This window comes from Ruegeria sp. BB7 (genome assembly GCF_056539365.1).
On sequence record NZ_JBQFUV010000043.1, the window covers coordinates 1 to 1421 of the forward strand.

Genomic DNA, 1421 nt, shown 5'->3' on the forward strand with positions numbered 1-1421 from the left:
GTACTGACGAACCACTGGGTTTCGAGGGCTATACCGGCTCCACCGATGCAGGATCGGGCTCGGCCTACGGGCTCTACACCAACCGCCTCGGCTCGATCCTGGCCGCGGTCTCGATCTCAACCGGCGCCGTTGCCGCCGATTACGACTATGACGCCTTCGGCAACCAGACCCAGACCGTCAACACAATCGAGCAGCGCTACGGCTACACCGGCCGCGAGCACGACCTCGAGACCGGGCTCATCTACTACCGCGCCCGCCATTACGACCCCGCAACAGGACAGTTCATCCAACGCGATCCCATCGGATTCGCAGCAGGGGACCTGAATCTGTATGCATATGTCGAAAACGATCCATACAACTGGACTGACCCATCAGGGCTAGCGAGCGAAACGCTCCAATCGGCAATTGGTGCGGCACGTAGTGCAGCTGGTGCCGTTGTGGTTACTGCAGCAATTGGGGCAGGAATTTACGCGCTGCTTGATGCAATCTCTAGTATCTGGGACACCCCGGCAGTCTGGGACAGTGCAAATGATGACAATAAGTCGTCGAGCTCGAACTCTCCAAGCACGCCTTCCAGTAATTCAGATTGCGATCCGAAGGACCCGAACTGTGAGGAGCAGTGCTTTGAAGGCGAAGACGACTACCTTGACGCAATTGAGCATTTCGAAGACGAATTGCTTGATATGGACGATGGATTTGACTGGCGGCGAGTAGTTGAAGAAGGTGAAAAATTCTTTGACGCCGAAACTGGAAACTACGTTTACGTACTAGACGGAAATGCAGTCGTAGTGGATCAAGACGGAGCACTTAGAACAACATTCGACAACGTCACCAACAAAAACAAAAATGAAAGACAGTCCAGCGGAAGATGGCAAAAATGCAATGATTGAAGAAATATATGAACCCTTCACTATAATTCGTAGATCTTCTGAGCGGGTTATAGTTTTCTTCGGTCTTCGGAGAAGCGACAATTGCTATTCAATTCTGTGCGCCCACTATGTGAATCAGGATGATCTGGGCCTCAAATCGGGATCGTTGCAAAAGACGCTTTCGGACATGGCGTATTATTCTCTGGACGCAATGTTCACTGACTTCTCGAACCGCAAATGGTTCAAATCAAAATTGGAAGCTCTAAAGAACTTTCCCGTCGCAGACTGAGTATCTAGTAATAACCAGATCCCTAGTACTCGGTTAACAATGCTTTAAAATCAATGGCCTGCTTTCTGCGCTGACCGATCTGGGCTATACCTACGACCCGGACGGCCAGCTAACGGCGATCCTCGACCGGCTCGATCCGGCGCAGTCCAAGCACATCTCCTATGATGACCTCAACCGTCTGGTGCAGGTCCGCCAGGGCATCCCGCCCATCGATGGCGGCGTGCCGGTGCCGATCGAGGATTACCAGTATGACGAAGAGGGCA

1 protein-coding gene is annotated in these 1421 nt (G+C 52.5%); it reads left to right on the top strand.

The annotated features are described in order from the left end of the window. A partial coding sequence (locus tag ACR0D7_RS19355; RefSeq protein ID WP_480680474.1) for an RHS repeat-associated core domain-containing protein occupies positions 1-890 on the top strand: 890 nt, incomplete at its 5' end. Positions 891-1421: the final 531 nt, after the last annotated feature.